We start from the raw sequence: 26,406 nt of genomic DNA on the forward strand, positions 1-26,406 counted from the left end.
TGAGGTTGCAGATAAAGCTGACGTGGTTTGAAGAGATTTTCGAAGAGTATAAAATTTTGTTTCATTTAATTATCTAGATTTATATAAACTTAAAAGCCCGATGTTTCCATCAGGCTTCTTTTTATCCATGTACACGTTTCATATAGTCTTGGTAGCTTTCGGTATCCATGAGTTTTTTAGCGTTCTTGACGCGATCTGCTGTTGGTGGTTTAACCCCTTCGAGGGAATAAGGAATTCCCAATTCACGCCATTTGAACTCACCCATGGTGTGATAAGGCAAAATTTCAAACTTATCAACATTTTTGAGGGTCTTGACGAACTTACCAAGTTCAATCAAGTCATCATCTCTGTCTGTCAATCCTGGAACTAGCACGTGGCGAATCCAGACAGGTTTTCCAATATCTGATAGATACTGGGCACAAGCCAAGATATTTTTATTGGTTTGGCTAGTGACGATCTTGTGCTGTTCTTCGTTGATTTCCTTGATATCCAAGAGAACCAAGTCAGTGACGGCCATGAGTTTGTCAAACTTCTCAAGGTAACGTGGTTTATTACGGAAAGGAAGGGCACAGGTATCCAAGGTACAGTGGATTCCGTGTTCTTTGGCCTTGGTAAAGAGGGCAATCAGGAAATCAATCTGCAAGAGAGCTTCTCCTCCACTGACTGTAATCCCACCCTTATTTCCCCAGAAACCGCGGTAGCGCAAGGCTTCTGTCAAGACATCATCTACCGTCCGTTCACGTGATTTATTAGACTCCATAGCCCAAGTGTCCGGGTTGTGGCAATACTGGCAACGCATGTGACAGCCCTGCAAAAAGACAATAAAGCGAATACCAGGTCCATCTACCGACCCAAAGCTTTCTGTCGAATGCACCATTCCCGTCACTTGTCCATAATCAATTGTTTCTTCAGACATATCGTTACCTTCCTTGAAAACGTTTTATAGTTTTATTATATCATGACTTGAAAGAAAAACAAGATTTTTGCCTATTTTTTAGAAAGCAATCTGTTTTTCAATTTCATTTTCAATGAATTATCATTTTATTCTTCAAAATCAAAGCCATACAAGGTTGCAAAGTAGTCCTCAGGGCGCTCTGCACGGCGGATTTGACGGGCTTTACCTTCTTCGGTATAGAGGATTTCCGCAGAACGAAGTTTGGCGTTGTACTGGTAGCCCATTGAAAAACCGTGAGCACCTGTATCATGAATTACCAGCAAATCACCGATTTCTGTATGAGGCAGTTCGCGATTCACTGCAAATTTATCATTGTTTTCACAGAGTGAACCAACCACATCTACTACTTCAGCTGGTCCTTCTGGATGAGTCATATTGGTAATATGGTGGTAGGCGCCGTACATAGCTGGACGCATAAGATTGACTGCTGATGCATCCACACCCAGATAGGTACGGTAGGTTTCCTTCTTATGAGTCACTCTTGTGACCAAAGCACCGTGAGGTGCCAACATAAAACGACCCAACTCGGTGAAAATCTTGACCTGACCAAGACCTGCTGGTGTAAGGACCTCTTCATACACCTTACGAACTCCCTCACCAATCAAGGCGATATCATTTGGCTCCTGGTCTGGACGATAGTTGACACCAATACCGCCAGAAAGATTGATAAAGTCTAGCGAAATGCCCAACTTTTCCTTGATTTCAACAGCCAATTCAAAAAGCTGACGAGCCAACTCTGGATAATAGAGATGGGTCACGGTATTGGACGCTAGGAAGGAGTGAATCCCAAATGTCTTGGCTCCTTTTTGCTTCAAGATAGCAAAAGCTTCAAAGAGCTGGTCCTTGGTCATGCCAAACTTGGCTTCTCCAGGATTGTCCATAATATCTGTTCCTAGCTCAAAAACGCCTCCAGGATTGTAACGACATGAGATGATTTCTGGAATACCTGCTGCTCTCTCTAGATGTTCAATATCTTCAAAAGCATCCAAGTTAATGGTTGCGCCCAATTCACGCGCATAGGCATATTCCTTATCTGGCGTGTTATTTGAAGAGAACATGATCTCAGAACCAGGGAAATTCAATTTATGACTCATCAAAAGCTCCACATAACTAGAGCAGTCCACACCGCAACCTTCCTCTTGGAGAATTTTCAAAATAGCTGGGGTTGGAGTAGCCTTAACTGCAAAATATTCCTTAAAGCCCTTGTTCCACGAAAAGGCTTGGTTGACGGCTCTTGCCTTCTCACGAATTCCCTTCTCATCATACAAGTGAAAAGGAGTCGGGAACTCGGCAACAATCTTTTCTAAGTCTTCTTTATTGATAAATGGTGTTTTCATAAGTTTCCTTCTATTCTATTTGCAAAGAAAGGCTGGGACAATCGTTCCAACCTTTAGTTCTATCTCTTATTTATCTTCGTCAAAGATATTGCCAACCTCAACATCGATGGCTTGGTTCTTGACATCAATATTGGTTACCTTCAAGAGTGACTTGTAGTCAAACTGCTTTTCACGTTCTTCTTGGGCATTATCCGCAAAGACTGCTACACCTGCCAATTCTGAATCAAACTCACGCAAGAGACTGATCATCCCATTGACAGTTCCACCACCTTTCAAGAAGTCATCCACAATCAAGACACGGCTACCAGCCTTGAGACTACGTTTTGAAAGGAACATTTTTTCAATGCGGTCACCACTTGAACCGGATACATAGTTGACGCTGACAGTTGAACCTTCGGTAATTTTCAGGTCACGGCGCACAATAACAAAAGGAACATTGAGGACATTGGCAACTGCATTTGCGAGAGGAACACCCTTAGTCGCTACGGTCATAACCGCGTCAATTTTTTGGTCCATAAAGCTCTTGGCAATAATGCGACCAATATTTTTCAAGATAGCTGGTGTACTAAGCAAATCAGACAGGTAGATATAACCACCTGGCAAGATACGGTCACTTTCTGACAACTTGGCACACAAGTCTTCAACCATTTCCTTAGCATCCTGACTCGAAATAGACGGTGTAAAAATGACACCTCCGCCAGCACCAGTTACTGTTTGGATATGACCGATTTCGATCTCCTCAAAGGCTCGTTTGATAATCACGATATCTTCTGAGATGGATGATTTAGCAGATTCATACTTTTCAGCAAAAGTATTGAGACTAGTTAGTTTATAAGGATTATTAATCAAATAGTTGGAAATGACAACCATCCGATCACTTCTTCTTAATTTCATTTCTATTTCCTATTCCATTTTTATTCAAAAAATCAAAAAGCAAACTAGAAAGCTGGTCGCTGACGATTCAAAACACTGTTTTGAGGTTGTCGATAGAACTGACAAAGTCTGTAATATAACTACATATATACATACGACAAGGCGATGTTACCCTAGTTTGAAGAGATTTTCGAAGAGTATTCATTTTTGTCTTTTACTTATTATACCATATTCACATAAAAAAACGAACATTCTTGTCCTAAAAAATGCTCATTTTTCTTAAATTATTAATCTAAATCTGGTTTATAGAAGGAACGATTGTCCATAGCGAAGATTTTATTGGTCATCTCTCCTTTCTCCACCAAAGCAAGAGCTGTTGACATCATCATCATGCTAGCATCCAGATTGTCAATCATATGGATAATCTCTGCTTCCATAATGCGTGGACGGACTGGACTTCCATACTCAAGTAAGCCGTGGTGACTAAGGATGACGTGACGAAGCAGAACGACTTCTTCCTTGGTATCATCAATGCCGAGTTCCATAACTGTCTTGGTAATTTCACTATCAATCAGAGCGATATGTCCAAGAAGATTACCTCGCACTGTATACTCAGTCTGATCTGGTCCCGTCAACTCGATAACTTTAGCCAAGTCGTGCAACATAATCCCAGCATAGAGTAGACTCTTATTGAGATGAGGATAGACTTCGCTAATAGCATCTGCCAAACGCACCATGGTCGCCGTATGATAGGCCAAGCCCGTTTCAAAGGCATGATGGTTTGTCTTGGCAGCTGGATAAGAGTAAAATTCCTTATCATACTTGGTGTAGAGCTTTCGGACAATTCGTTGCCAGACAGGATTTTCAATTTTGAAAATCATTTGCGACATGTAGTCACGGATTTCCTTGACATCAACTGGTGACTTGACCTTGAAATCAGCTGGGTCATTGGGTTCACCAGGTTGAGGCAGGCGGAGAGTAATTTGGTTAACCTGAGGAGTGTTGTTATAAACTTCTCGGCGTCCTTTCATGTGGACAACCTTACCTGCAGTAAAGGCCTCAACGTTATGAGGTTGGGCATCCCATAGTTTCCCTTCAATCTCGCCACTATCATCTTGGAAGGTAAAGGCTAGGTAATTTTTCCCAGCGCGAGTTTGTCTCAGGTCAGCTGATTTGATTAGGTAAAAGCCTTCAAACAGCTCATCTTTTTTCATGTGACTAATCTTCATATTCTTCCTCATCTTCTTGGAAATGGAGTAGATCAAGCGCAGGCTCACCTTCTGACAACTCAATGTGACGGAGCGTCCGCTCGATAGCTGTGGTACGACGGTTTAATAATTCCTCAATATTGCCAGAGGCATGTTGGAGGTGTTTTTGTGCCTTAACCAAAATCCCACCAAACTTGCCAAACTCGGTCTTGACGCTGGCAAGAATCTTACTGATATGGTCCGCACTCTTTTGGATATTGAGAGTCTTGAAGCCAACTGATAGGGAATTGAGGAGAGCTGACAGGGTACTTGGACCTGCGACAATAATCTGCTCTTCCCGTCTCAAGTCATCAAAGAAAACCGGATTGCGGACGATTTCTGAGTAGAGACCTTCTGTCGGAACAAACAAAACTCCAAAATTGGTAGTCCGAGGCGGTGCTATGTACTTGCTCTTGATATCTTTGGCAAAGCGCTTGACGCTTGCTAAGAGCGACTTACGACAGCGTTCAATCTCATCCTTGTCACCTGCTTCATAGGCTTCTTCTAAGCGGTAATAATCTGCCAGTGGAAACTTGGAGTCAATCGGTAAGTAGACATATTCCTGGTCACCCTGTCCAGGCAACTTAATGGCATACTCCACTCGTTCACTAGAGTTTTCAACCGTTGCAAATTCTCGTTCGTACTGGGTAGGGGTCATAATGTCCTCGATGATTTGCCCCAGTTGCAATTCTCCCAGAATCCCTCGTGTCTTAGTTCCAGAGAGAACCTTGTTGAGAGCCCCAACATCACGGGCAACTGTCTGCATTTCTCCAAGACCACGATTGACAGACTCCAATTGCTTGGAAACTGTCTCAAAGGAGGCCTGCAAGCGTGTCTGCAAGGTCTTTTCTAGTTTTTCTTCGACCGTTTGGCGCATTTGCTCCAAACGTTGCTCATTTGATTCCTGCAGGGCTTGGAGACGTTGGTCGGTCTTGTCTCTGGTTTGCAAGAGATTATCTGTCATTTCTTGACGGACTTGAGTCAGACCTTGGTGCAATTCCATTCGCACTTCTTGCAAACGGTCACTGACAGCTACTTCCAAATCTTTTTGATCTAACTGACTAGCTTGTCTGGCTTGTTCAAAACGGTAATCCAACTGGTCTGACAAGTGATCTGCCTGATCCTCCAAGCTCTTGGCTAGATGTTTTTCCTGCTTATCCTGCCTTTGCCAAATCAGAAAGAGGCCAGCTAGGTTGGCAATCAATAATAGAACAAGTAAACTTTCCATCCTACCTCCTGTCATTGCTATGCAGTACGACCACATAGCCATCTGGGCAAGTCACCGACACTTCCCTATCTATATATTCGTTAGAAGCGTACACTTTTTTAAAGAAAAAATTTTCCTCTATCAACTCATACTTAGCTCCAAGAATGGTCAGCTGGCTATCCCGAACTGGCATAAAGGCTAGATAGTCGTAGTCTGAACGAGGTTCTAGCTGACTGGTCCCTTCTGGACAATAAGTAATCAAGTTTTGTCCATCCTCAATCGCTATCTGACGCATATAGGGGACTAACTTAGGATTGCTAGGTAAAAAGACATTGGCTAGCATATGGTCAATACGACCACCCAAGGCGCCGAAAATAGTAACCTCAGCCTGAGAATTCTTCTCAAAGATAGTCAAGAGAGCCAATTCCAGATCTGTATCATCCTTTTCTGGTCGGGCTTGGACAAAATACTGAGCACGTTTTTGAATCACCTGTCGCTCTTCTTCCGTCACAGAATCAAAATCTCCGACTGCTAGAGCAAGAGGCAAGTCTTCTTCCAAGACCCAGAGCGAGCCTCGATCCACACCGACAAAAGCATCAAAATCTGTCCGATAATGACCGCGGTCTCCTCCTGCAAAAACTGCAACCCTAGTCCAGTTGTTTTCTGAGAGTTTGTACTCGCTCATTGACTTCTCCCTTAAAGACATAGGAACCTGCTACAAAAACGGTCGCACCAGCTTCTTTAGCTTGAGCAATAGTTTGATCATCAATCCCACCATCCACTTCGATTTCAAAATTCAAGCCTTTTTCATCACGAAGAGCAACCAACTCACGGACTTTATACATGGTCTCTGGTAGAAAGGCTTGCCCACCAAAACCTGGATTAACCGTCATGACTAAGACTTGGTCAACTAGGTGAAGCACGTGCTTAATCGCCTCAACAGGCGTACCAGGATTGATAACGACTGAAGGCTTGACACCGAGTGAACGAATTTTTTGGAGGGCACCATGAATATGAGGTGTTGCTTCCACATGGATACTGATAATATCCGCACCTGCACGCGCAAAGTCTTCTAAATGATGCTCAGGGTTTGACACCATCAAGTGGCAGTCGAAGACCATCTTACTATGAGGACGAAGAGCTTCAACCACACCTGCACCAAAACTGATTTGCGGGACAAAATGGCCATCCATGATATCGATATGGGCATACTCTGCCCCAGTTGCTTCTAGGCGTTTGATTTCACGTTCAAAGTTGGCATAATCTGCTGCCAGAATTGACGGAGCAATCTTGTATTGAGACATAGGTTTCTCCTTATTTTGGAATTTTTTTGCTGACTTTTTTGTAGGTTTCTCTGCGATTTTCAATCTCACTGAGGAATTGCAGGTAGTTGTCAAAACGGAAGGTGGCAATAATTCCTTCTTCTACTGCTGGCTTGACTGCGCAAGACGGCTCATGGGTGTGGGTACAAGTACGGAACTTACAATCTCGGCTAACAGTAGCAATCTCTGGGAAGGCCTGATTGAGGTCTTCCGCCGTTGATACTTCATAATCCAATGATGAAAAACCTGGTGTGTCTGCGATTTTACCTCCATTGAGATTATAAAAACTAACAGCTCGAGTGGTATGGCGCCCACGACCCAGACTGTCTGAGATTTCTCCTGTTTCAAGATTGAGATCTGGTGCGATTTTATTGAGAAGAGTTGATTTCCCAACACCTGTCTGCCCCATAAAGACTGTAACCTTGCCTGTTAACAAAGGCAGGAGTCCCTCTTTACTGGTCACAAAGTCATAGCCGATATCACTATAAGCCTGTTCATAAAAATCCAGTTTTCTTCTATCTTCCAACAAGTCCATTTTAGAAATATAAACAATAGGATGGATGTCCTTGTGCTCCAAGAGAACCAAGAAACGATCCAGCAAATTGCTGTTAAAATCAGGTTCCTTGACGGACATGATCACCACAGCTTGGTCAATATTGACAATAGGCGGACGGACCAGACTGTTTTTCCGTTCGTGAATCTTGAGAATATAGCCTTCTGAATTTTCCTCCGCAGAAAAGTCGACCAAATCCCCAACGTAGGGAGTATGCCCTTTTTTACGGAAATTTCCACGCGCTCGTGTTTGATAAACCTTGCCCTCACTCTCTACATAGTAGAACCCAGCCAAGGCTTTAATGATTTGTCCCTGCATTTTAAAGTCCTTGTCCTTTAAGCGCATCTGCTAGGCTGGCAAACTCTGCCAAACTGAGAGCTTCCCCACGTACACTTGGTGATAAGCCTGCTTGGTCCAAAGCCCTGGTCAGTTTGTCCTTGACCTCTTCAGTCTTGCCAAAGTAACCTGTCAAGTTGTTCCACAAGGTCTTGCGTCGATGAGTGAAACTAGCCTTGGAAATCTTAAAGAAGAAGCTCTCGTCTTCCACTGCTACAGCTGGCTCTGGACGACGCACCATTTTCAAAATGGCCGAATCCACATTTGGCGCTGGCACAAATACCGTACGAGGCACGATAAAGGCAACCTTGGCAGTCATGTAATACTGCACAGCGATCGACAAGCTACCGTAAGCCTTGGTATTGGGTTGAGCAGAAATGCGGTCTGCTACCTCTTTTTGCATCATGACGACAAACTCACTAAAAGGAATCCCACTCTCGATTAAGTGCATGAGAATAGGCGTCGTGATGTAATAAGGCAAATTAGCCACTACCTTGATTGGCAGGTCAGGATTTTTAAAATTCTGGATATGCTGCGCCAAGTCAACCTTGAGAATATCCTCGTTGACAACGGTCACATTATCAAAATCACGTAGGGTATCTGCCAAAATCGGTACCAAACGGTGGTCGATCTCAAAGGCCATAACTTCTGCTGCACGCTCAGCCAAAAATTCTGTCAAGGCACCAATCCCTGGCCCGATTTCGATGACATTAACCTGGTCATCAATCTCAGCCGTATCCACGATTTTTTGAAGAATATTGGTATCCGTCAAGAAATTTTGCCCGAAGGACTTTTTAAAGGTAAAACCGTGACGCTCCAGCACTGCCTTGGTCACGCTATAATCTGCAATTCTCATCTATTCTCTTTTCTATTATCTGTTACTTCTATTGTAACACATTCCCCTTGTATTTTGGAGGTGAAAATCATACCAAAAAACTATCTTTCCTCATGAAGAAAGATAGTCTTGGAAATCTTTAAAAGTGGCCTTAGCGGTTCTCTCGAAACATCCGTTCGAAAAAATCAGCTTCTTGATAACTTCGATTTTCGGGTAGGGTCAAATCTACATCCTCCTCCACATCATCCACTGTCAGTTCAACCGTTTGAGGTAAATTTTTCAAACGATAATGCTTTTGCCTTTGACCTTCAATACTAGCAAAATCAAGCAAATAGCCATTCACTCGGATTTGAACTAAAAGAAGATGATTGGTCATATTTTCCATGATGAGGATATCTTCTAAACCACCTCTGGCACTAGGATAATCAGATACCCTGCGAATACGGATTTTTTCACACATGAGCAAGCTCCCTCATATCAATGATTTCATCGGCCTTATTCCAGACTAGGGGATTATGGGTCGCAATGATGATCATTCGATTTTCATCTTTCAAGCCCACCAAGAGATTCATAACTTCCTCTGAATTTTCAGGATCAAGAGCTGCTGTTGGTTCATCTGCCAAAATCAAGGGTGGATTTTTCAAAATAGTCTTCGCAAGGGCAACTCGTTGAGCCTCTCCCCCAGATAAAGTATAAATTTTTTGTTCTAAATCCAAATACCCCAGATTAACTTTTTCTAAAGCCTCCACTTGCCTTTCCAAACGTTCTACTTTTGAAATCTTTTGACCAACAAAGCCCAAATCCAAATTCTCTTTGATTGATTGGTTTTCTAAAAGGCCAAAATTTTGAAAGAGATAGCCCATCTGGTCTCGAAAATACTCACGAGTGGGAATGGTTTTTAAATCTTTCCCCTGATAGAGAACCCTTCCTCCATCTATCTTTTCTAACTTTCCTAAGATATTCAGCAGCGTCGTCTTTCCGCTTCCACTCTTTCCGATTAAGGCATAAACCTTGCCCTTCTCCAGCTTGAGACTTAAACCAGAGAAAATCGCGCGGTCATTAAATTTCTTTTCCAATCCTTGAATATCAATCATCTTATTTTCCTTTCAATACTGCCATGCTACCAGCTTCCTCTTTTTTATCCTGCCTTACTAAAATCAAGAGGGCGTTAAGAGTAAATAAAGCTACAACTAGAGCGCTAATCAAGCTATCTCCTGTCAAAACACTAGATAGGATTAGACCAAGCAAGAGAACTCCTCCTTGCGCCAGTAAGTACTTGCCATGAAGCTCATAAATTGTCATACCAGAAAGACGTTTAATCATAAGCTCCCGTCTGAACTGCTCAAAATAGAGAAGATTCATGGAGTCAAATAACAAGATAGCCGTAGACAGGGTCAAAATAGTCCCTATAAGGAGAGAGTAGAACTCCATCCGTTTGTCATTTAGTACCTTGGCAAAAAATAGTTGGCTTTTTACCAAATAAGAGATCTTGTGATACAGACCTTGCTCTTTTAGAGCTGTGATGCTGTCACTATATCGATCTAGTTTTAAGGCACTATTAGCCGTAGTTCCCCATAACATCCCTGCAACAGGTCTTGTTCCAGTCGCTTGCGGCGTTAGAACTACAATAATCGGATCTTTTAGGTATTGGCGTGTCGTCTTGTAACCATCATTATAGAGGAAGCGTTCCTGTCCTGTTTCTGTAAAAGCTAGCGTTACCTTTGGGAGGTAGTGTTTCTGACTCGTCACTTCTACACTTTCAGATGAAAAGTTTTGCAGGTAATCTGTAAATAATTCTTGATAGTAGGCAGACTGCTCTCGCAAGCTCTCAGGCAAGATCAGCCCAAACTCTCCCTCAGACAAGTTTTGCATCTTATCCATAAACTCTGAAGAAACGGTAATCTTTTCTTCTATCAGATAGCGCGGTGAGACATAGATAACATTCCCTGACGGTGTGTAGTCACTGAGACGATTGCCATCTAGGTCCACTTCTGCTCCATCTGAGAAATTGTCAACATTGCTCATAATATAAAAAGAGTCTGTATTGACTAACCGTTCTTCAGTAAATGTCTGCCACTCACGATTATCCTTACGCATTCCTTCTTCATCGGCAAATGCACTAGACCAACCAAAGGATAGACGGTAACGGTCTGAGGACTGGCTCCATTTATCGCTAGCTCTCTCCATCTCCTGCATTTCACGGTAGTGAGGTAGGAGAGCAGTCGCACTCGAGCCGACCACCAGCACGGCCAAGAGTTGCCCCACCATCATCAATGTCATCATACGTTTGAGAGGGAGTTTCCCTTTCAATAGATCCACCAGACTATTTTCCTGTAAACCAAGTAGATACACGACACTTAGTAAGGTAGAAATCCCTGCCAAGGTCAAGCCATAAAGTAGAAGAGCAATGATGACAAGTTGCACCGTTGCCATAAACAAGACACCTTGATACCAGAGAATCCCCAATCCCAAAAGACTGGATACTAGCACCGAGAAGATAAGCTGTCTCACATCTTCTAACACTGGTCTGAGAACCACCCCAAACAAGCTCTCACCAGCGATCAAGCGAATCCCTGCCTGACGAAGGGACTTGATCCGATAAATCAGGGTCAGACTCATAAAGGTCAGCAGAAAAATGGCTAGACTCAGTAGCACCATAGGGGTAGCCGCCAAGAGGACGACCATCGAAAATGACTCTGTTCTATTCGAGACAACACCATTATAACCCAGTTCTTGCAGGGCGGTCTGTAAGCTCACTCCATCCAGACTCCCTGACACAATCAAGTAAGAACCTAATAAATCACTCGTTTCTGCACTCTCCTCGGAGGAAATGGTCAAACCTTCTGGAAGTTCTCCCTCACCATAAGTAGCATAGGTAAAGCGTGTTTCTCCAGCTTCATTTGGCTCAACGATCCGACGGGCGATGAGACTATTGTGCTCTACTGCCAAGTTACTCAAAGCCTCTGTCACCTCTTCGCGACCAGCTACTGGCTGGTCTAGCCCAGTACCCATCACGTCAACAGAGGGATAGTTACCAAATAAAATCTCTTCTCGATGGTCAACAGAATTTATCACCATATAAAGCGATACCAATACCATTGAAATCAAAATAAATAAGCGTTTCATCATTTCCTCCAAAAAGTTACTTGGTCACTTAGTGAGAAGATGACCACAGTCACTGCTATGCTAAGATACTGATTCAGTTCTTTCCTCTACCATATCTTCAAGTATATTATAATCGTTTTTTCTACCACTATCAATGACATCAATGTCCTTAAAATCTAACCATTCCTTGTCATTTTTAGCTTATATCTAAAAAACAGCTCTAAAAACGAACTTTAGAACTGTTTTGCGATAACCGCAGGGACATTTTTGTCATTGTTTCACCATGTCTATGAATATTTTTCCCTGTTATAAAATGAAGTGCAACATAAAAACACTATTGGTGCACTCTAATTGCAAAAATACTATAAAGTAAATTTAGCATAACCACAAATCATTCATAAAAACAATTGTCTGAAACTAATCAGGGGAAAATCAATCACTAGTTGTCAGAAACTTTTCTTTTAAAGTTTATTATTTATCACTCGCGAATGGTATACACTAATTATTCATACTGTGCACAAGAACAACTAAATAAGACTGATTACAAAATTCTTTCTTTAAATTATTCGTTTCATTCTTTATAAAACGGATATGTAACTATTATACCCAAAGTACTAATTATAATTTTAAAAATTGCACCTAAAATATTTAAAGTGGATAAATCAAGTATTCCGTTTATTAAGTATAGTAAACAAAAGAAGAATGGGACATATTTTATTAATTTTTTCATAAACTATAGTGCTATTAAGGTCAAAGCTTTAGCTACTGTCCAAGCCATCCAATCTGGCATACCTGCACGCTTACAAGACTGGTAGATTCCATCTTCAATCCAACCAGTAAAGTGATCTAGTGTGCCCAGTATCGCATTTAAACCTATATATTGATTTATCCATCTTTTAACATTTGAAGGGACTCTATTATAACCTTTTCGAATAGCTTTAACTGCAATAGACCACTTCCCTCTGTCCATTTTAGCAGCTTGAATATCCTCTTGTGAAATAGTATCCTTATCAAACTCTAAGATACGTCCATTATCTACATAGATATGCTTTCCTTCACTATTAATTGCCTTAGAACGTTTTGAAAGTTGAGTTGCTTTACCTGAAACCGAAGATGTAGTAGCAAAAACAGTTGCAGAAGGAAGAGCAACAGTACTTAAGGTTAAAAAACAACTTAAAACAACTACTGTTTTTGTTATAATTTTGTTTTTCATTTTGTTTCCTCCTCTTATTTTATAGCAAGATTGTTGAGTTACTTGCTCCTCTTTCCATTATCAACGTTGATACTATTATATTACCAAATGATATTCTAAAATTATTTGTTTTTCTCTAAATTGTCAAAATAGCACCCTGAAATGAACTTTTATAGTCATTATACTCCATCTCTATCACACTACCAAGGACATCAACTTCCTTAAAATAGAACCATTTTGTGTCATTTTTAGCTTATATATAAAAAACAGCCCTAAAGACGAACTTTAGAGCTGTTTTGATACAAGAACAAGGACATTTTTGTCATTGCTTCACTATGTTTATAAATATTTTTTTACATCCTCTTGCCATTCCTCTGTCAATTTCTTTACTAGAAATCCATCTCCAATTAGCTGCGCAAATGTTTTAGAAGACTGATAAAATGATTCAGCTAAACTAAAATCTCTTTCTTCTCTTAATGCTTGCTTCCACAAAAACATAAATACCAGAGGTTTCTTTTGATAATCTTGAGTTTTATCCATAATTTCTTGTAAACACGATAGATAATCATTAAAGCAATCAGTTACTCCTACCTTTTCAAGACAACACATTCCTGAAATAAGAGTATCTCTAATTATAAAGAAGTTTTCTAATTGAGTTACCTTCTTCTGTTCTAAAAGAAAGAACATTAGCTTTTCGATTTGATTCACAAATTTGGCAAGATCTTTTCTAATGAGTATTTGATAAAAAAACAAACGAATCAACAACATATCATTTATTGAATAAGCTTCTTTTTCTATAATCTGAGGCATATGTTCCTCAAGTATTAACTCTGCATATTCAGGCCTTCTAGTTCTAGAAGTATCCAAACACGCCTGCAATACTTCACATGCTAATTGTTCCTCTTTAGGAAGATTATCAAAATATGTTTTATAAATCTCTTCCAAACACGCTTCTTTCTTATCGTACTCCTCTTCTTTACCATAGATTGGTTCACGTAAAATCTGGTATTTCAATGCCAAATAAGCAGGAGGAAGAGCAGAAAAATCCGGCATAAGGCTATAAGCTGGAACTCCTAGCCGGCGAGCAATATAGTCTAACTTGGGCAAACTTGGTTGCGAAGCTCCACTTTCAATTCGCGACAGTTGACGAACTGTCAGTTCTTGCTCATCTCCACAAAAATCTGGACGACTAATTCCTTTTTCTATCCGAATCTCTTTAATTTTTTGACCAATTAACATCAGACGCCTCCTCTTCTACCTGCTTCGAAAAATACTGTGAAACTCAAAAAATTGTAACGATCACATCTTTCCTACTCATAACTCTTCATAGCTTCTTCCACTTCTGCCAAGGTGACCCCGAACAACTCTAGGCGCTTGAGGAGTTGCTTGCCGTTAGAATAGCCAATTCGGAGAGCCTCTCCTAGATATTCTCTGCGCTTACGGCTATCTGCCCCTGCTAAAAAACCAAGACGAATCAAGTCGCTACGACTGATGTCAAACTGACTCTCATGTTCAAATTGTTCTGTCACCTGAGCTAGAGCCGTTTTCAAATCTTCATAGCTGGCATGCTCAATTCCCAGAGAACGCCCCTTAGTTTTGGACTTAGGAACAGCTTCATCTCGTTTGAGGAAGGCGTGCTGAACTGTTGGAATGGCCGTCATAATCATACGACGAATCCGCTCCCCATTAAAATCTGGGTCTGTAAAGACAATGACTCCATGACGTTGGTGCAAGCGCTGAATCCGCTCTATATCCTGATCATTGATGGCAGAACCTCGGGTCTCATAGGTCTCTACATCGAAGTAACGTTTGAGATTGGCCGTATCATCGCGACCTTCAACCACGATGACTTGAGAAATTTTTTCTTTCATTACTTGCTGTCCAATCCAAAAATTCGTTCTGCATTTGCAGTTGTTACCGCCGCCAGCTCTTCTGTCGTCATACCACGCAAGTCGGCGATAAAGTCCACTACATAGCGAGTGTAGGCTGTTTTGTTTTCGCGACCACGCTTAGGAACAGGAGCCAAGTAGGGAGCATCCGTTTCCACCAAAATCTTGTCCAAAGGTAACTCTTTAGCTGCTTCTTGGATGTCAGTTGCTTTCTTAAAAGTCACCACTCCTGAGAAGGAAATAGTCATGCCAAGCGCGACAAACTTCTCTGCCCATTCAAGCGTCCCTGAAAATGAATGCATGATACCACCACGAGGACCAACTCCCTCGCTCTTAATAATCTCATAGGTATCTTCCAGCGCATCACGGGTGTGGACAACAAAAGGCAAATCCAAGTCCTTAGATAACTGAATCTGACGACGAAAAACCTGCTCCTGCACCTCTTTTGGCGCTGTCATCCAATGGTAGTCCAAACCAATCTCACCTAAAGCAACAATTTTGGGGTGCTTGAGCTTATCAAGCAAGTAGGCTTCAATCTCCTCCGTGTAAGTCCCTGCTTCCGTCGGATGCCAGCCAATCGTCGCATAGAGTTGGTCGTACTCATCCACCAACTCCAAAGCACGCTCAATCGTCGATTTATCAAAACCAACAATATTCATCTGTGTCACACCCATCTCAGCAGCTAAGGCAATTTCTTCTGCCTCACGACCCGCAAATTCTTCTACATTCAAATGTGTATGTGTATCAAAAATCATCTCTTCTAACCTCGTTTTCTATCTTCTATTATACCAAAAAACTGCCCTCTCTCCTCATCTGTACAAAATATTCTAAAATCCATCGTCGTCTCTTGACGCTATTTGCCCAAAGCAGTATAATAGCACTTATTGAAATTTTCAGAAAAGGAAAATACCATGTTTACAAAATTAAAACAGACCTTTATAGGCCGTCCTCTTAAGTCCTTAACAGAAGGCGAGGGAGGTCTGCTGGGAAAAATGCAGGCCTTGGCCATGTTGTCAAGCGACGCTCTATCTTCCATTGCCTATGGGCCTGAGCAAGTAGTCCTCGTCTTGGCTAGTCTCTCTCCTCTTGCTATTTGGTGGAGCCTTCCTATCGGCCTTTTTGTCCTCCTACTTCTGGCCAGCCTGACCGTTTCCTACCGTCAAATCATCCACGCCTATCCTCAAGGGGGAGGGGCCTATATGGTTACTCGAGAAAATCTATCTCCCGAACTTGGCTTGATTGCTGGAGGTAGTCTGCTGGTTGACTACATGCTGACTGTGGCGGTATCGGTATCATCTGGAGCTGACGCTATCACAGCAGCCCTCCCTGTCCTCCACCCTTACAACCTCCACATCTCCATTTTTCTAGTTTGCTTGCTTATGCTCTTGAATTTACGGGGTTTGAAAGAATCTGCCAGTTCACTGATGATTCCTGTCTATCTCTTTATCATCAGTACTGTCTTTCTCTTACTCTACGGAATCTTTCAACTAATGACAGGGTCTCTCAGCTATCAGGCAACTTCACCTATTGGGCATGCTGTTCCGAGCCTGTCTATCGTTCTCATTCTAAGAGCTTTTACCAGCGGATCTGCCTCTCTGACAGGGGTTGAAGCTATTTCAAATGCCGTTCCCTTTTTCAAGGCTCCAAAAGAAAAGAATGCCGCTCAGACCTTGACCATCATGGCCTTGATTTTAGGTTTTCTTTTTGCTGGTATCACCTTCCTAAACTACTGGATGGGGATCATGCCTCAACACGGAGAAACTATTCTTTCACAGATGGCTCAAGGCATCCTTGGCACTTCCTTTTTAGGCCACCTTGGATATTATATCTTCCAATTCTCCACAGCCTTGATTTTGGCTGTAGCTGCAAATACCGGCTTTTCGGCCTTCCCTATGCTGGCTTACAATATGGCTAAAAACAAATACATGCCCCATCTCTTTATGGAAAAAGGAGACCGCCTAGGCTACTCTAATGGAATTTTAACTCTGGCATTTGGGGCTATGATTCTTCTTCTCATTTTTAATGGCAATACCGAACGTTTGATTCCCCTTTATACTATCGGAGTCTTCGTTCCCTTTGCCCTTTCTCAGACTGGGATGATTCGCCATTGGAAAAAGGAAAAAGGAGCCAACTTCTTAAAACCAGCTCTTGCCAATATCCTTGGGGCAATCATTTGCTACGCTATCGTGCTAATCCTGCTCTTTTTCCGTCTCAGTGATATCTGGCCTTTCTTCCCGATTATTCTCGTACTCACCCTACTCTTCTTGGCGATTCACAGTCATTACCAAAAAGTGGCCCAACAACTGCGACTCTATGAAGGCATCGAAAAACGTACCTACGATGGAAATCTAGTTCTCGTCCTAGTAGGGAATGTCACCCGTGTAAGTGTTGGAGCCATTAACTATGCTCAAAGTATCGGTGATGAAGTCTTAGCCATGCACATTTCTACTAAGGAAACAGCAGAAAAAGACCAAGAAATTCTCCAAGAATTTGTCGATTACTTCCCAACCATTACTCTGAAAAATATCAAGACCAGCTACCGCGACATCATCACCCCTACTGTCAAGTATGTCAAACGGATCTCTGAGGATGCCCAGAAAAAGAACTATACAGTCACTGTCCTCGTCCCCCAGTTTATCCCTAATAAACCTTGGCAAAATATTCTACACAATCAGATGAGTCTCAAACTCAAATATGCCCTCCGTTGGCACCAAGACGTCGTTGTCGCTAGCTACTCTTACCACTTAAAAGAATAAAGAAAAGGCCCTACCAGAACCAAGAAGTTCTGGTAAGGCCTTTTTCTGAAACCAGTCACTATGCTTATACTCAATGAAAATCAAAGAGCAAACTAAGAAGCTAGCCGCAGGCTGCTCAAAGCACTGCTTTGAGGTTGGGTTGTAGATGAAACTGACGAAGTCAGCTCAAAACACTGTTTTGAGGTTGCAGATAGAACTGACGAAGTCAGTAACATACCTACCGTAAGGCAACGCTGACGTGGTTTGAAGAGATTTTCGAAGAGTATTAACTGAAAAGCATGACTAGGAATATCATTGAATATGGTTAGCTAAATCTTCCTGAGCTTTTTTATTTGACTCAGCTTTTTCTTTCAGCCATTTTTCATAGAGTTCTTGGTACTGTTTAGCAGTTACTGCCTCTTTTTGCAATTCAACATATTTGTAGTTATCAGCATTTCCTTTATTCCCAACGAATGAGAATGGGCCTGTAAACGGTACAGTCTTACGGAAGATTGGGTTGGCTCCACCACTTTGAACTGGTAGGAAGAGGGCACTATCTGTCAACCAAGCTTGGGCTTCAGCATATTTTTCATAGCGAGCCTGATTATCTGTGATTTCCGCATCTGCCTGATCCAAGAGTTTCTTGTAGTCAGCAAGACCAATCTTATCCTTGACTTCTTTGTCTTTTCCTTCAGACAAGCCCATGTTTTTCAACTGAGAACCTGTCTCTGGATCAAGGATGGCTAGGTAAGTCTTAGGATCTGAGTAATCTCCACCCCATCCTGAGATGTCGATATCGTAGTCTTTTTGTTCTGCTGTATCTGCAAAGTAAGTTGCCTGGTCTTTTTCATCTGGAGAAAGTTGGATAACATCAATGACTACATTATCCTTACCAAGGGTTTCTTCCACTGTTTGTTTGAAAGATCCAGCCTGTTGCACATCCAACTTAGCAGTCTGGTCAACTGGCATATCCAAATGAATTGGGAAGGTTACTCCTTGAGATTGCAGACTTTCTTTGGCCTTGGCAAATTTCTCTTTGGCCTTGTCAGGATTTAAGAAGGCTTGCTTACCATCGTTTAGGTTGATGTTTGCCCAGTCTTTACCGTAGTTGACAATTTTCTCATTGACAATGTCACCGAAGTTCTTATCGCCAACTTGAACAAAATTACTTGGTGTAACTGTGTTACGCAAGATACGGTCTGCTCCATCTTCACCATTTGTCTGTGCTGCATAAGCATGACGGTCAAAGGCAAAGTTGATGGCCTGACGGAAATCTTTATTCTGCATAGCTGCGCGTGAATCTGTCTTTTCCTTATCAGACTGTTTCATAGTTTGCTTGTAGCTTTGACGATTCACGTTGAAAAGATAATAGAAAGTAACTGAGTTTTGTGGTGTATAGGTAATCTTGTCCTCATTCCCCTTCTTGAGTTCAGCAAAGACTGAACTTGTTGGGAAGATACGGCCATCTGTATAATTACCATCCAAGAAACCTCTAGCAATGCTGTCTTGGTCAGAACCGTCAAAGAAAGAGAGTTTCACTTTCTCAATTTTGACATTATCCTTATCCCAGTAATTAGGGTTTTTATCAAACTCAATCAAAGATTTTGATGAGAAAGATTTAAACAAGTAAGGACCATTTGACAAGATACTTGATGGTGTTACACTTCCAAAGTCATCTCCCTTAGACTTCAAGAAGGCTTCATTTACAGGATTAAGGATACTTGCTGTTGTTTTAGAGTTCCAATAAGTCTCAGGTTGGTTGAGAGTGTATTGTAAAGTGTAATCATCCACTGCCTTAACACCAACAGTTCCAAAATCAGATGATTTCCCTTCAACATAGTCTGCTAGACCCTTGATAGAGTCTTGTACCAAGTACAAGTTTTCAGCCTTTTTATCAGCCGCATACTTGAGACCTGTCACAAAGTCATGAGCCATTACATCCGCATACTCTTCTCCTTCAGAAGTGTACCATTTAGCTCCCTGACGGATTTTATAAGTGTAGGTCAAACCATCTTTTGACACTGTCCATGACTCAGCCATAGATGGAATGAGATTGCCATACTGGTCATTTTCCAACAACCCATCAATCAAGTTGGTTGTGATACTAGATGTAGAGTCTCGTGTAGAGGTAATGTAATCCAAGGTATCTGGGTTGCTGACAAAGATATAAGAGTAAGTCTTGTCTGCATTACTTGATTGGGAAGACCCACATGCCGCTAGAGCTAGACCTGCTGTCAAAGCCATAGCTCCAAAAAGCATAACTTTTGATTTCTTCATGATTATTCTCCATTTTTTACAGTATGTGAAATATTATACACCATTTGAGCAAAAATATAAAGCCTTTTTGAACTTTTTTACAAAAATAAAAATCAGTAGACTCGAGTTCCTACTGATTTTTGTTATGGTTCGTTTGGATTATGCAGCCAAAACTTTGCGTCCTTTACGACGACGAGCTGCCAATACGCGACGACCGTTTTTAGTTGACATACGGTTACGGAATCCGTGTTTGCGCGCACGACGAAGTTTACTTGGTTGATAAGTACGTTTCACGATGAATACCTCCTCATAGATTTTGTATTCGTTTAGCCGGCTATAAAGTGATCAGTTACTAAACATACTTTACTATTCTATCTGATTCTTTCACTTTTGTCAATAGCTCTAGGCAAATGTTTCCTGCTTTTTAGCGCTTTTTCGAATGTAAGCCCTATCTACGATACTGTTTCAAGAAACGAGTCATCTTTTCTTGGATTTGGGCTAGTTCATCAACACGAGGAAGGTAAACGATACGGAAGTGGTCTGGTTCCTGCCAGTTAAAGCCTCGACCATGAACCAAGAGAACCTTTTCCTGCTTCAAGAAATCAAGAACAAACTGCTCATCATCATCGATACGGTACATATTGCGGTCGATTTTAGGGAAGATATAGAGTCCAGCCTTGGGTTTAACCGCAGACAAACCTGGGATATCTTGAATGGCATTGTAGATGAAGTTTCTTTGCTCGTAAATTCGTCCACCTGGAAGGAGCAATTCATCGACCGATTGGTGGCCACCCAAGGAAGTTTGTACGACTTGTTGAGCCAAAACGTTAGAGCAAAGGCGCATATTAGACAGCATGTTGAGCCCTTCGATATAGCCTTTAACATGTGTCTTAGGACCAGACAAAACCATCCAACCCACACGGAAGCCAGCGATACGGTGCGATTTTGACAGACCATTCATGCTGACACAGAAAACATCTGGCGCCAAGCTCGCCACAGGCGTATGCACATACCCATCCATGACCATGCGGTCATAGATTTCATCCGCAAATATAATCAAATCGTTTTGACGGGCAATCTCAATAATCTCCAGCAAAAGCTCCTTAGGATAAAGGGCTCCAGTTGGGTTGTTTGGATTGATAAGGACGATTGCCTTGGTATTGGAAGTGATTTTTGACTTGATATCGTCAATATCTGGGTACCATTCTGCAGCTTCATCACAGATATAGTGAACGGCATTTCCTCCAGCTAGGCTGACAGCCGCTGTCCAGAGAGGATAGTCTGGCATAGGTACCAAGACCTCATCCCCATTGTCCAAAAGCCCCTGCATGGACATGACAATCAACTCACTAACACCATTCCCAAGGTAAATATCATCAATATCTACGTTGGGGAATTTCTTCAACTGGCAATACTGCATGATAGCCTTACGGGCTGAGAAAATCCCTTTGGAGTCAGAATATCCTTCACTATCACGCGCATTCATAATCAAATCATGAATGACCTCGTCTGGCGCTGTAAAGCCAAATTCTGCTGGATTTCCCGTATTCAGACGTAAAATCTTTTCTCCATTTGCTCGCATTCGCATAGCTTCTTCCAAAACAGGGCCACGGATATCATAAGCAACATGCTCTAACTTACTAGACTTGTTATATTCTTTCATCTTGTTTCCTCAATTCATCAGGATAGTAACATTATACCACTAGAAAGAAAATGCGACAAGTTTGCTGAAATATGTTACTAGGTTCGTATAGAAGAAAAACCTCACTAATACTCTTCGAAAATCTCTTCAAACCACGTCAGCGTCTCCTTACCGTACTCAAGTACAGCCTACGGCTAGCTTCCTAGTTTGCTCTTTGATTTTCATTGAGTATAAAAGCGAGGTCAAGACAGTGGAGATAGCAGATATTTGCCAAAGATACATCACATACCAAAAGATAAACCTAGAAAAAGTAAGCCCAGAAAGGAGTCATAAAGAAGATTGAACATGAGGAAAAGCCCCCATATCATCAAGTAATCTAAGCGCCCACTTCGTTTTGCAACTAGGTATAAGATTACATGGTAGAGTAAATGAAAGACTAAAAAGCCGATAAAACCTGGATAAAGAAGGGGAATCAGCTTCTCTAATTGCCAGAGTATGATAACTTCTACCAAGACCGACACTAGGATAATTCCATAATAAAGTAAATTTGATTTTTTTGTTTCTTGAAAAGAGTTTTTCATCATTCTCCCTCCTTTCACTTCTTTCCTGCTATCCTTTCTTTTATTTTATCATATATTTATATAGTTTTTAATCGCTAACATTCTTTTGAAAAATACTTTTTTTGCTTTACTTCTATAGTGAAAAGGTTTACAATTATAGTAAGAAAATTTCAGGAGGTTTCATTATGGCACAACGTTACCAAAATATCATGGTCGCAATCGATGGTTCTAAAGAAGCGGACTTGGCTTTTGTCAAGGGAGTCCATTCTGCTTTACGAAACGACGCTAAACTCACCATCGCTCATGTCATTGACACACGCGCTCTCCAAAGCGTATCCACCTTTGATGCTGAAGTTTACGAAGAACTCCAAGTCGACGCTGAAAGTCTGATGAAAGAGTACGAAAAACGTGCTAAAGATGCTGGTGTGGCAGATGTTCATATCGTCATTGAAATGGGAAATCCAAAGACCCTCTTGGCACGTACTATTCCAGATGCTGAGGAAGTGGACCTCATCCTCGTTGGCGCAACTGGCCTCAACGCCTTTGAACGCCTCTTGGTCGGCTCTTCATCTGAATACATTCTCCGCCATGCTAAGGTTGATTTGCTGGTGGTGAGAGAACAAGAAAAAACCTTATAATCACGAAGAAAAGGAGCTCAGAGCTCCTTTTTGTTTACTGTTTATTTCTCTCTTTATGGCGTTCATAAGCCTTGAGCTGGCGCTGCAGTTCCTTTTTAATAGCGGGTTCTGGAGCATACTTTTCTTCCCAATCATCTGGTTTTAAGATTTTGTGGGTCACTGGATCAAAATGAGCCTTGCCATCTGGGAAAATTTTCCCCATATTGGCCTGATGGACAATATCAAAAATACGTTCTGGGTCCACCCCCATCAAAACAAAACTGCCATAGGTGAAGTAAAGCGTGTCAATCAAGGCATCTACCTGACCTATCAAATCTTGCTGGGCAGGCGTCTTCTTGGCTACTTTATCTGCTGCCTTATCAAGAGCTTGATGAAGTTGCGATACAGCTTGATCAAAGTCTTCTTCAGAAGGACTGGCAGCTCGAACAAACTCCACCAATTCTTCTATTTTAAAGCCAGCCCTGTGGGTTGCACCCTCTAAATCCCAAGCTCGAGGTTCTTCTTGGGTTCGTTCATCCATCATGTGGTGGAAGGTCTTAACCTTATTGAAATGATAGTCACGGCTGACAAATACTTTTTCTGAAGCTAGAACACCAAAATGTTCCAAGGCCTTGTGAATTCCGTCTTGCTGATTGCTAGTGGTAATGTGCTTGGCAACTTCCTTGACACTGCTACTACCATTTCCCATAGCGACCGACATACCGACACCCGCCAGCATTTCTAGGTCGTTATCTGAGTCACCAAAGGCCATCACTTGGTTGAGATCAAAGCCATATTCTTTCCCAACTCGGCGAATGCCTTCCAATTTAGAGTTTCCTTGATTGATGACATCTGCTGCAAATGGATTGCTACGTGTCAATTTCAAGTCTTCAAAATCAGCCGCCGCCTTCTCAGATTCTTCTGGCGTCATCAGCATCAAAACTTGGTAGATAGGCTGATTCATCAGGTGAAGCAGGTCTTCTTCCTTTTGGGGAACAACCTTGCTGACCATACGATTAAAGGAATGACTCACTGTCCGAGTTAAAACTGAGGGAACGAAGCGACTGATTCGTTGAGAAAAAGAACCCAAACCAAAGGACATGATTTTGGAACCCAACATGGCATCCTTGGTCCCTAGGGCAATCTCCTTACCTTCTTTTTTAGCATAAGTAATGAGCTGGCGCAAATGTAACTTGGAAATAGGACTCGTGAACAAGACTCTGTCTTTAGTAAAGATATACTGGCCATTATAGGTTACCGCAAAATCCAGATCCAAATCGTCCATCAATTCCTTAACAAAAAAAGGTCCTCGTCCTGTCGCTACGCCGACAAGTACCCCTTGCTCTTTGACGATTTTAATCGCGTCCTTAGTGGATTTCAAAACACTCTTGCGATCGTTGACCAAGGTTCCATCGATATCAAAAAAAACAGCTTTGACTTCCATCCTATCCCAATCTCCCCTTTTGTGATACAATGATTATACCACATTTCAGAAAGAGTGAGTAAATCATGCCTAAGAAAATCCTTGTTTTACATACGGGTGGGACTATTTCCATGCAGGCCGATGCTTCTGGCGCTGTTGTGACGAGTTCAGATAATCCCATGAACCATGTGTCCAACCCACTTGAAGGAATCCAAGTCCACGCCCTAGACTTTTTTAACCTGCCAAGCCCCCATATCAAACCCAAGCATATGCTGGCCCTCTACCAGAAAATTAAAGAGGAAGCTGCTAACTACGATGGAGTGGTAATCACACACGGGACCGATACTTTAGAGGAAACAGCTTATTTCCTTGATACCATGGAAGTTCCCCATATGCCTATCGTTCTAACAGGAGCCATGCGCAGCTCCAATGAACTCGGCAGTGATGGTGTTTATAATTATCTGAGTGCTCTACGAGTAGCTAGCGATGACAGGGCTGCTGATAAAGGAGTTTTGGTCGTTATGAACGATGAAATCCACGCTGCCAAGTATGTCACCAAAACACATACGACCAACGTCGGCACCTTCCAGACCCCAACACATGGACCACTTGGTCTGATTACGAAGCGGGAAATCCTATACTTTAAAACAGCTGAACCTCGTGTTCGCTTTGACCTTGATCACATACAAGGCTTGGTCCCTATCATCTCGGCTTATGCTGGTATGACAGATGAGCTGATTGATATGCTGGATTTGGAACAATTGGACGGTTTAATTATCCAAGCCTTCGGAGCTGGTAATATTCCCAAAGAAACGGCTGAAAAGTTAGAAAGCCTTCTACAAAAAGGAATCCCAGTCGCCCTGGTTTCACGATGCTTTAACGGTATCGCTGAACCTGTTTATGCCTACCAAGGTGGGGGCGTGCAGTTGCAAAGGGCAGGCGTCTTCTTTGTTAAAGAACTCAACGCCCAAAAAGCTCGTTTGAAACTCCTCATCGCCCTCAATGCCGGACTAACAGGACAGGCTTTGAAAGACTATATGGAAGGCTAATTCCCTCCTCTAAAAACAAAATCAGGAAATCTTCACGATTCCCTGATTTTTTCTATTTACGTTTTCGTGTTGAGCGACGTTCTGTCAAACCATGAGGTAAGAGAACTTCACGTTCTTCCAACTCTTCCTTGTGCATAATCTTAGTCAACATACGCATACTAATAGCGCCAAGGTCATAAAGAGGTTGGGCAATAGTTGTCAAGTTTGGACGGGTAAAGCGTGAGATTTGTGAATCATCACTAGTAATGATTTCAAACTCTTCTGGCACAGACACACCGTGATCAGCCAAACCATTCAAGACACCTGCTGCCAACTCATCACCTGTTACAACTGCTGCAGTTGCGTTTGATGAAATCAAGCGTTCTGCCAAGGCATAACCGTCTTCATAAGTGTATTTAGACTCAAATACCAATCCTTCGCTATAAGAAATACCTGCTTTTTTCAAGGCCTCCTTGTAGCCAACCAAACGAACCTTACCATTGATATCATCCACTAGTGGACCACTAACGAAAGCAATGCGCTCATTTTCTTTCGCAAGGTAGCTCACTGCATCAATCGTAGCTTGTTTGTAGTCAATATTGACACTTGGAAGCTGATGTTCTACATCCACTGTCCCTGCAAGAACAACTGGTGTCCGAGAACGAGAAAACTCTGAACGAATTTTTTCAGTCAAGTGATAGCCCATAAAAATGATACCATCCACTTGCTTAGAAAAAAGTGTATTGACAACTGAAACTTCCTTGTCATCATCCTCATCACTATTAGCAAGAACGATATTGTACTTGTACATTTCAGCGATATCGTCAATCCCTTTAGCAAGCGTTGAGAAATAGCCATTAGTAATGTTAGGAATTACAACTCCGACTGTCGTTGTTTTCTTGCTAGCCAAACCACGCGCCACGGCATTTGGACGGTAATCCAAACGATCAATCACCTCAAGCACTTTTTTACGAGTGTTCTCTTTTACATTCTTATTGCCATTGACTACACGGCTAACCGTCGCCATTGAAACTCCTGCTTCACGGGCGACATCATAAATCGTTACTGTATCGTCTGTATTCATTCCATTTCCTTTCTATATCATACCTCACAAGACTCTAAAAAAGAGACGGTATGAAAATTTCGTTTTCATGATTCTTCTTATTCCATTTTATCACTATTTGTAAACACTTTCAAGCATTTTTTGAAGATTGTTTGAAAAAAATTTCATAGAAAACTATGTTTATAAAGAAAAAATCACCTTTTCTTGATTTTTAATCCTATTTGCTGTATG

General features: G+C 41.8%; 25 protein-coding genes. 3 read left to right on the forward strand and 22 right to left on the reverse strand.

All coding sequences use genetic code 11. From position 1 onward, the window contains the following. Window positions 1-121 precede the first annotated feature (121 nt). The 16 genes from pflA to ADI58_RS02735 form a co-directional block, all read right to left on the reverse strand. Window positions 122-916, reverse strand: coding sequence for a pyruvate formate-lyase-activating protein (gene pflA, locus ADI58_RS02660; RefSeq protein WP_001288286.1), 795 nt, complete (start codon window positions 914-916; stop codon window positions 122-124). A 125-nt stretch (window positions 917-1,041) separates the two neighbouring features. Further along, a complete protein-coding gene (locus ADI58_RS02665) occupies window positions 1,042-2,292 on the reverse strand; it encodes a diaminopimelate decarboxylase (protein WP_049521356.1) in 1,251 nt (416 codons plus the stop codon). Window positions 2,293-2,358: 66 nt separating this feature from the next. Then, window positions 2,359-3,186 carry a pur operon repressor gene (purR, locus tag ADI58_RS02670; protein WP_004236624.1) on the reverse strand — a complete coding sequence of 276 codons (828 nt, stop codon included), beginning with the start codon at window positions 3,184-3,186 and terminating at the stop codon, window positions 2,359-2,361. Between the two features lie 266 nt (window positions 3,187-3,452). After that, window positions 3,453-4,394, reverse strand: coding sequence for a 3'-5' exoribonuclease YhaM family protein (locus ADI58_RS02675; protein WP_049521357.1), 942 nt, complete (start codon window positions 4,392-4,394; stop codon window positions 3,453-3,455). Beyond that, window positions 4,384-5,640: a DNA recombination protein RmuC gene (locus ADI58_RS02680; protein ID WP_049521358.1), complete on the reverse strand. Its 1,257-nt coding sequence runs from the start codon at window positions 5,638-5,640 to the stop codon at window positions 4,384-4,386. The genes ADI58_RS02675 and ADI58_RS02680 overlap by 11 nt, the downstream gene beginning before the upstream one ends. Window position 5,641: 1 nt before the next feature. After that, a complete protein-coding gene (locus ADI58_RS02685) occupies window positions 5,642-6,304 on the reverse strand; it encodes a thiamine diphosphokinase (RefSeq protein WP_049521359.1) in 663 nt (220 codons plus the stop codon). Then, window positions 6,267-6,923 (reverse strand): ribulose-phosphate 3-epimerase, encoded by a 657-nt coding sequence (gene rpe / locus ADI58_RS02690; RefSeq protein ID WP_049521360.1) that lies wholly within the window; start codon window positions 6,921-6,923, stop codon window positions 6,267-6,269. The genes ADI58_RS02685 and rpe overlap by 38 nt, the downstream gene beginning before the upstream one ends. Window positions 6,924-6,933: 10 nt before the next feature. Continuing rightward, the gene (gene rsgA, locus ADI58_RS02695) at window positions 6,934-7,812 is read right to left on the reverse strand and encodes a ribosome small subunit-dependent GTPase A (protein WP_049521373.1); all 879 of its coding nucleotides are present in this window, start codon (window positions 7,810-7,812) and stop codon (window positions 6,934-6,936) included. A 1-nt stretch (window position 7,813) separates the two neighbouring features. Then, window positions 7,814-8,686 (reverse strand): 16S rRNA (adenine(1518)-N(6)/adenine(1519)-N(6))-dimethyltransferase RsmA, encoded by an 873-nt coding sequence (gene rsmA / locus ADI58_RS02700; protein WP_049521361.1) that lies wholly within the window; start codon window positions 8,684-8,686, stop codon window positions 7,814-7,816. Between the two features lie 130 nt (window positions 8,687-8,816). Continuing rightward, window positions 8,817-9,125, reverse strand: a complete 309-nt coding sequence (locus ADI58_RS02705) for a hypothetical protein (RefSeq protein WP_000333264.1) — start codon at window positions 9,123-9,125, stop codon at window positions 8,817-8,819. After that, window positions 9,118-9,759: an ABC transporter ATP-binding protein gene (locus ADI58_RS02710; protein WP_049521362.1), complete on the reverse strand. Its 642-nt coding sequence runs from the start codon at window positions 9,757-9,759 to the stop codon at window positions 9,118-9,120. Before ADI58_RS02710 ends, ADI58_RS02705 begins: the two co-directional genes overlap by 8 nt. Before the next feature lies 1 nt (window position 9,760). Next, the gene (locus tag ADI58_RS02715) at window positions 9,761-11,791 is read right to left on the reverse strand and encodes a bacteriocin-associated integral membrane family protein (protein ID WP_049521363.1); all 2,031 of its coding nucleotides are present in this window, start codon (window positions 11,789-11,791) and stop codon (window positions 9,761-9,763) included. Window positions 11,792-12,503: 712 nt separating this feature from the next. Beyond that, entirely contained in the window at window positions 12,504-12,983 is a 480-nt protein-coding gene (locus ADI58_RS02720) for a hypothetical protein (protein WP_000790921.1), read from the reverse strand. Window positions 12,984-13,301: 318 nt separating this feature from the next. Next, entirely contained in the window at window positions 13,302-14,201 is a 900-nt protein-coding gene (locus ADI58_RS02725) for a helix-turn-helix transcriptional regulator (protein ID WP_000904841.1), read from the reverse strand. Window positions 14,202-14,272: 71 nt separating this feature from the next. Further along, entirely contained in the window at window positions 14,273-14,833 is a 561-nt protein-coding gene (rnmV, locus tag ADI58_RS02730) for a ribonuclease M5 (RefSeq protein ID WP_049521364.1), read from the reverse strand. Next, a complete protein-coding gene (locus tag ADI58_RS02735; RefSeq protein ID WP_049521365.1) occupies window positions 14,833-15,606 on the reverse strand; it encodes a TatD family hydrolase in 774 nt (257 codons plus the stop codon). Before ADI58_RS02735 ends, rnmV begins: the two co-directional genes overlap by 1 nt. 156 nt (window positions 15,607-15,762) lie before the next feature. On the opposite strand from ADI58_RS02735, the gene ADI58_RS02740 reads away from it, so the two are divergent. After that, window positions 15,763-17,607 (forward strand): APC family permease, encoded by a 1,845-nt coding sequence (locus tag ADI58_RS02740; RefSeq protein ID WP_049521366.1) that lies wholly within the window; start codon window positions 15,763-15,765, stop codon window positions 17,605-17,607. A gap of 291 nt (window positions 17,608-17,898) precedes the next feature. Here the strand turns inward: ADI58_RS02740 and ADI58_RS02750 are convergent, their stop codons facing one another. The 4 genes from ADI58_RS02750 to ADI58_RS02765 all read right to left on the reverse strand — a co-directional run bounded on the left by ADI58_RS02750 (window position 17,899) and on the right by ADI58_RS02765 (window position 22,068). Further along, the gene (locus tag ADI58_RS02750; protein WP_049521367.1) at window positions 17,899-19,863 is read right to left on the reverse strand and encodes a peptide ABC transporter substrate-binding protein; all 1,965 of its coding nucleotides are present in this window, start codon (window positions 19,861-19,863) and stop codon (window positions 17,899-17,901) included. Window positions 19,864-20,001: 138 nt separating this feature from the next. Continuing rightward, the gene (gene rpmH / locus ADI58_RS02755; protein WP_000831905.1) at window positions 20,002-20,136 is read right to left on the reverse strand and encodes a 50S ribosomal protein L34; all 135 of its coding nucleotides are present in this window, start codon (window positions 20,134-20,136) and stop codon (window positions 20,002-20,004) included. Window positions 20,137-20,290: 154 nt separating this feature from the next. Next, window positions 20,291-21,505 carry a pyridoxal phosphate-dependent aminotransferase gene (locus tag ADI58_RS02760; RefSeq protein ID WP_049521368.1) on the reverse strand — a complete coding sequence of 405 codons (1,215 nt, stop codon included), beginning with the start codon at window positions 21,503-21,505 and terminating at the stop codon, window positions 20,291-20,293. A gap of 260 nt (window positions 21,506-21,765) precedes the next feature. Next, the gene (locus ADI58_RS02765; protein ID WP_049521369.1) at window positions 21,766-22,068 is read right to left on the reverse strand and encodes a hypothetical protein; all 303 of its coding nucleotides are present in this window, start codon (window positions 22,066-22,068) and stop codon (window positions 21,766-21,768) included. 161 nt (window positions 22,069-22,229) lie between these two features. On the opposite strand from ADI58_RS02765, the gene ADI58_RS02770 reads away from it, so the two are divergent. Next, on the forward strand, window positions 22,230-22,682 hold the full coding sequence (locus ADI58_RS02770) for a universal stress protein (protein WP_000079148.1): 453 nt from the start codon (window positions 22,230-22,232) through the stop codon (window positions 22,680-22,682). 34 nt (window positions 22,683-22,716) lie between these two features. Here the strand turns inward: ADI58_RS02770 and ADI58_RS02775 are convergent, their stop codons facing one another. Continuing rightward, window positions 22,717-24,105: a Cof-type HAD-IIB family hydrolase gene (locus ADI58_RS02775; RefSeq protein WP_049521370.1), complete on the reverse strand. Its 1,389-nt coding sequence runs from the start codon at window positions 24,103-24,105 to the stop codon at window positions 22,717-22,719. 65 nt (window positions 24,106-24,170) lie between these two features. Between ADI58_RS02775 and ADI58_RS02780 the strand changes: the two genes are divergently transcribed. Next, complete coding sequence (locus ADI58_RS02780; RefSeq protein ID WP_049521371.1) at window positions 24,171-25,133, forward strand: asparaginase; 963 nt, start codon at window positions 24,171-24,173, stop codon at window positions 25,131-25,133. A gap of 52 nt (window positions 25,134-25,185) precedes the next feature. Here the strand turns inward: ADI58_RS02780 and ccpA are convergent, their stop codons facing one another. Next, complete coding sequence (gene ccpA, locus ADI58_RS02785; protein WP_049521372.1) at window positions 25,186-26,196, reverse strand: catabolite control protein A; 1,011 nt, start codon at window positions 26,194-26,196, stop codon at window positions 25,186-25,188. Window positions 26,197-26,406: the final 210 nt, after the last annotated feature.

The organism is Streptococcus mitis, assembly GCF_001074635.1.
In the GTDB taxonomy this organism is placed as follows: domain Bacteria; phylum Bacillota; class Bacilli; order Lactobacillales; family Streptococcaceae; genus Streptococcus; species Streptococcus mitis_E.

Bases quoted from the DNA above. Each gene is read 5' to 3' on its own strand.
- pflA (WP_001288286.1), bottom strand. From the start codon at position 916: ATGTCTGAAGAAACAATTGATTATGGACAAGTGACGGGAATGGTGCAT.
- ADI58_RS02665 (WP_049521356.1), bottom strand. From the start codon at position 2,292: ATGAAAACACCATTTATCAATAAAGAAGACTTAGAAAAGATTGTTGCC.
- purR (WP_004236624.1), bottom strand. From the start codon at position 3,186: ATGAAATTAAGAAGAAGTGATCGGATGGTTGTCATTTCCAACTATTTG.
- ADI58_RS02675 (WP_049521357.1), bottom strand. From the start codon at position 4,394: ATGAAGATTAGTCACATGAAAAAAGATGAGCTGTTTGAAGGCTTTTAC.
- ADI58_RS02680 (WP_049521358.1), bottom strand. From the start codon at position 5,640: ATGGAAAGTTTACTTGTTCTATTATTGATTGCCAACCTAGCTGGCCTC.
- ADI58_RS02685 (WP_049521359.1), bottom strand. From the start codon at position 6,304: ATGAGCGAGTACAAACTCTCAGAAAACAACTGGACTAGGGTTGCAGTT.
- rpe (WP_049521360.1), bottom strand. From the start codon at position 6,923: ATGTCTCAATACAAGATTGCTCCGTCAATTCTGGCAGCAGATTATGCC.
- rsgA (WP_049521373.1), bottom strand. From the start codon at position 7,812: ATGCAGGGACAAATCATTAAAGCCTTGGCTGGGTTCTACTATGTAGAG.
- rsmA (WP_049521361.1), bottom strand. From the start codon at position 8,686: ATGAGAATTGCAGATTATAGCGTGACCAAGGCAGTGCTGGAGCGTCAC.
- ADI58_RS02705 (WP_000333264.1), bottom strand. From the start codon at position 9,125: ATGTGTGAAAAAATCCGTATTCGCAGGGTATCTGATTATCCTAGTGCC.
- ADI58_RS02710 (WP_049521362.1), bottom strand. From the start codon at position 9,759: ATGATTGATATTCAAGGATTGGAAAAGAAATTTAATGACCGCGCGATT.
- ADI58_RS02715 (WP_049521363.1), bottom strand. From the start codon at position 11,791: ATGAAACGCTTATTTATTTTGATTTCAATGGTATTGGTATCGCTTTAT.
- ADI58_RS02720 (WP_000790921.1), bottom strand. From the start codon at position 12,983: ATGAAAAACAAAATTATAACAAAAACAGTAGTTGTTTTAAGTTGTTTT.
- ADI58_RS02725 (WP_000904841.1), bottom strand. From the start codon at position 14,201: ATGTTAATTGGTCAAAAAATTAAAGAGATTCGGATAGAAAAAGGAATT.
- rnmV (WP_049521364.1), bottom strand. From the start codon at position 14,833: ATGAAAGAAAAAATTTCTCAAGTCATCGTGGTTGAAGGTCGCGATGAT.
- ADI58_RS02735 (WP_049521365.1), bottom strand. From the start codon at position 15,606: ATGATTTTTGATACACATACACATTTGAATGTAGAAGAATTTGCGGGT.
- ADI58_RS02740 (WP_049521366.1), top strand. From the start codon at position 15,763: ATGTTTACAAAATTAAAACAGACCTTTATAGGCCGTCCTCTTAAGTCC.
- ADI58_RS02750 (WP_049521367.1), bottom strand. From the start codon at position 19,863: ATGAAGAAATCAAAAGTTATGCTTTTTGGAGCTATGGCTTTGACAGCA.
- ADI58_RS02760 (WP_049521368.1), bottom strand. From the start codon at position 21,505: ATGAAAGAATATAACAAGTCTAGTAAGTTAGAGCATGTTGCTTATGAT.
- ADI58_RS02765 (WP_049521369.1), bottom strand. From the start codon at position 22,068: ATGATGAAAAACTCTTTTCAAGAAACAAAAAAATCAAATTTACTTTAT.
- ADI58_RS02770 (WP_000079148.1), top strand. From the start codon at position 22,230: ATGGCACAACGTTACCAAAATATCATGGTCGCAATCGATGGTTCTAAA.
- ADI58_RS02775 (WP_049521370.1), bottom strand. From the start codon at position 24,105: ATGGAAGTCAAAGCTGTTTTTTTTGATATCGATGGAACCTTGGTCAAC.
- ADI58_RS02780 (WP_049521371.1), top strand. From the start codon at position 24,171: ATGCCTAAGAAAATCCTTGTTTTACATACGGGTGGGACTATTTCCATG.
- ccpA (WP_049521372.1), bottom strand. From the start codon at position 26,196: ATGAATACAGACGATACAGTAACGATTTATGATGTCGCCCGTGAAGCA.